The 3,822-nt window shown below is 53.0% G+C and carries 3 protein-coding genes; 1 reads left to right on the top strand and 2 read right to left on the bottom strand.

From position 1 onward, the window contains the following. Positions 1-885, bottom strand: an 885-nt coding sequence (ilvC, locus tag ACRC27_RS11815) for a ketol-acid reductoisomerase (RefSeq protein ID WP_438639949.1), incomplete at its 3' end; no start/stop codon positions are given. A 364-nt stretch (positions 886-1,249) separates the two neighbouring features. On the opposite strand from ilvC, the gene ilvY reads away from it, so the two are divergent. Further along, on the top strand, positions 1,250-2,122 hold the full coding sequence (gene ilvY, locus ACRC27_RS11820; RefSeq protein ID WP_438622596.1) for an HTH-type transcriptional activator IlvY: 873 nt from the start codon (positions 1,250-1,252) through the stop codon (positions 2,120-2,122). 96 nt (positions 2,123-2,218) lie between these two features. Here the strand turns inward: ilvY and ilvA are convergent, their stop codons facing one another. Beyond that, complete coding sequence (gene ilvA / locus ACRC27_RS11825) at positions 2,219-3,766, bottom strand: threonine ammonia-lyase, biosynthetic (protein ID WP_438639950.1); 1,548 nt, start codon at positions 3,764-3,766, stop codon at positions 2,219-2,221. Positions 3,767-3,822: the final 56 nt, after the last annotated feature.

The following is a 3,822-nucleotide window of genomic DNA, read 5'->3' on the forward strand; positions in this document are numbered from 1 at the left end:
GCTCTGCTTCATGCTTTCAGACAGTTCAAAAGCACGCAGTTTTGCAGGGTTTGACAGGCGATCCATCATCAATGTGATCCCGCCCTGTTTCAACGCTTCGGTGATGGTTTCCCAGCCAAACTGAATAAGCTTTCCGGCATAGGCAGGATCAGTGCCTTCTGCCACCAACTTATCAAAACAGATCAGTGAACCGGCCTGTAACATGCCGCACAAAATAGTCTGTTCACCCATCAGGTCAGATTTAACTTCTGCGACGAAAGAGGACTCCAGCACACCAGCACGATCACCCCCCGTAGCCGCTGCCCACGCTTTTGCAATCGCCAAGCCATCGCCACGTGGATCATTTTCTGGGTGAACTGCAATCAGTGTTGGCACACCAAAACCACGCTTATACTCTTCACGCACTTCAGTGCCCGGACATTTTGGTGCCACCATAACCACGGTGAGGTCAGCACGAATTTTCTCGCCCACTTCGACAATATTAAATCCGTGTGAATAACCGAGTGCAGCCCCTTGCTTCATCAACGGCATCACCGCCTGCACCACCGCTGAGTGCTGTTTATCCGGTGTTAAGTTAACCACCAAATCCGCCTGTGGGATCAACTGCGCATACGTGCCAACGGTAAAACCGTTCGCGGTAGCTTGTTTCCAAGAAGCACGCTGCTCGGCAATCGCCTCATCACGCAGTGCATAGGCCACATCCAGCCCTGAATCGCGCATATTCAGGCCCTGATTTAGCCCTTGAGCGCCACACCCGACAATCACCACTTTTTTGCCTTGCAGATAGCTGACGCCTTCGGCAAATTCACTGCGGTGCATGAAACGACACTTGCCCAGCTGTGCCAACTGCTGGCGTAAATTCAAGGTATTAAAGTAGTTTGTCATGTGTTGCTCCCTTACTCTGACCGATTATTCCGTTGAACCTGACTGGCTAACCTTTTGCGCTGATACTCTCTTTTTTCTCTGTATTTAGCGCTCTGTGGCTGTCACCGTCAGGTGAAAAAATTTTTTTATTAAACCAACATGCCCACACGCATTCAGTAGTTTTTAGTGCAAGCATGTTATGTGGCGTTACAGACGCTTTAGGGTGTGATTTCCACCCGGCTATTTTTGACGCTACTGTTTTGATAGTAGGCTAAGACGCGCATTGCTTAAATTGATATATTAACAAGACCATATTGCAGGATATGAAACATGAACTGCACCGCAGTTTATCGGTATCAGAAGGAAATCTGACCACGAGGCGCGCATGGATTTACGCGATTTAAAGCTATTTTTACACCTTGCCAATAGCTGCCATTTTGGCCGCAGCGCACAGGCTTGCCATGTTAGCCCGTCGACCTTATCGCGCCAGATCCAGCGCTTAGAAGAGGAGCTCGGGCAACCGCTGTTTGTACGCGATAACCGTAGCGTCACGCTGACCGATGCGGGGTTAAAAATGCGCAGTTTTGCCGAGCAGACTCTGCAACAGTGGCAACAACTGCACACCAGCGTTCACCCGCAGGCCGATGATTTGCTGGGTGAGCTGCGGCTATTCTGCTCGGTGACTGCCGCATACAGCCACCTGCCGCAGATCCTCGACCGTTTTCGCGCCCGCTACCCAAAAGTAGACATTAAACTGACCACCGGTGATGCCGCCGATGCAATCAGCAAAGTGTTGGGGGATGAAGCTGATCTGGCCATTGCAGCACGCCCTGAGCCGCTACCGGCATCTGCCGCATTCGCCTCGTTGGGGGAAATTGCACTGGCACTGATTATTCCGACCATTCCCTGTCGAGTGCGTGAGTTAGCTACTCAGACACAGCCTGAGTGGGCGCAGATCCCGTTTATTCTGCCCGAACATGGGCCAGCCAGACGCAGAATTGAACAGTGGTTGCGCGCCCAACAGATTACTCATCCGCATATTTATGCGACTGTATCGGGGCACGAGGCGATTGTCTCAATGGTGGCGCTCGGTTGCGGTGTCGCAGCCATGCCAACGGTGGTGGTGGATAACAGCCCAGTGCGTGATCGGATAGAGCGGCGAGATATCAGCGGTTTTGCACCGCTTGATCTGGGGGTCTGCACCCAGAAAAAGCGGCTACATGAGCCGCTAATTGCCGCATTCTGGCAGATGCTATAACCGCAATAATGTGGGGAAAACCCCCACCCGAACCGCTGCAAAGTAAGCGGCTAAGGTTAACAAGCTGATGTTAGCGATTGATGTTAATCATTGATCTTAACGGGCCAGAAAATAACGGAATGCCGGATTATCCGTTTCATCATGCGCGACATAACCTAGCTCATTCAGATGCTGATCAAACGCGCTCTGATCGTCAGGTTGCAACTCAAACGCCGTCAGCACCCGACCATAATCGGCACCGTGATTGCGGTAGTGAAACAGCGAGATATTCCAGCGCGTACCGAGCATCTGCAAAAACTTAATCAGCGCCCCCGGACACTCGGGAAACTCCACACTGTACAACCGCTCGGTTAACGGTTGTGCCGGACGACCACCCACCATATAGCGTACGTGCAACTTAGCCACTTCATCATCAGAGAGGTCAACCGTATCATAGCCCCCCGCCCGCAGCTCTTGCACAATCTCTTCACGCTCGGCCAGACCTCGGGTCAGCCGAACCCCGACAAAAATCGCCGCCCGATCCGGATCAGCATATCGGTAGTTAAATTCGGTGACTGAACGGCCGCCCAACAGTTGGCAGAACTGCAAAAAACTGCCTTTACGCTCGGGAATCGTTACCGCCAGCAGTGCTTCACGCTGTTCACCAAGCTCGCAACGCTCGGAGACATAGCGCAGGCCATGAAAGTTAAGATTTGCCCCTGATAGCACATGCGCCAACCGCTCACCCTGTAACTGATGCTGCTGCGCATATTTTTTCAGCCCCGCCAGCGCCAGTGCGCCTGAGGGTTCTGCCACTGCCCGTACATCCTCAAACAAATCTTTGACTGCCGCACAAATTGCATCGGTATCAACAGTAATCACATCATCTAAATATTGCTGACACAACCGGAAGGTTTCATCACCTATGCGCTTGACGGCAACCCCGTCAGCAAACATGCCAACCCGCGCCAGATCAACGGGCTGGCCGGCTTGTAATGCAGCATGCAGGCAGGCGGAGTCTTCTGCCTCAACGCCAATGACTTTAATTTGCGGCATCAGTTGCTTAATCAACACCGCTACACCAGCGGCCAAACCGCCACCACCAACGGGCACAAAAATGCGATCAAGGTGGGCATCTTGCTGCAATAACTCCAGTGCCAGTGTGCCTTGTCCGGCAATCACCGCAGGGTGATCAAACGGCGGAATAAACGTCAGCCCCTGCTGTTCGGCCAGTTCAATGGCACGGGTTTTCGCCTCATCAAAGTTTGCGCCGTGCAGCAGCACTTCACCGCCAAACCCGCGCACGGCATCCACTTTAATCTCAGGGGTCGTACGCGGCATTACAATCAGAGATTTCACCCCCTGCTTGCTGGCCGATAGCGCCACCCCCTGCGCATGATTACCGGCAGAGGCGGCCACAACACCGGCCGCTTTTTGTTCTGCACTTAACCCCGCAATCATTGCGTGAGCTCCACGCAATTTAAAGCTGTGTACCGGCTGGCGATCTTCACGCTTTACCAGCACAGTATTGCCAAGGCGGGCGGATAATTTGTTCATCGGCTGTAAGGGCGTAACCTGCGCCACTTCATAAACCGGTGCACGCAGCACGGCACGTAAATATTCAGCAGCACAGGGTTGCCCGCTAAGGGGCGCTGAGTCAGACATCAGAACATATCCTCAAGTTTGCTGCGATCACGCACCGCTCCACGATCAGCACTGGT

The organism is Plesiomonas sp. (genome assembly GCF_051650925.1).
Classification (GTDB): domain Bacteria; phylum Pseudomonadota; class Gammaproteobacteria; order Enterobacterales; family CAMTGL01; genus Plesiomonas.

Bases quoted from the DNA above. Each gene is read 5' to 3' on its own strand.
- ilvY (WP_438622596.1), top strand. From the start codon at position 1,250: ATGGATTTACGCGATTTAAAGCTATTTTTACACCTTGCCAATAGCTGC.
- ilvA (WP_438639950.1), bottom strand. From the start codon at position 3,766: ATGTCTGACTCAGCGCCCCTTAGCGGGCAACCCTGTGCTGCTGAATAT.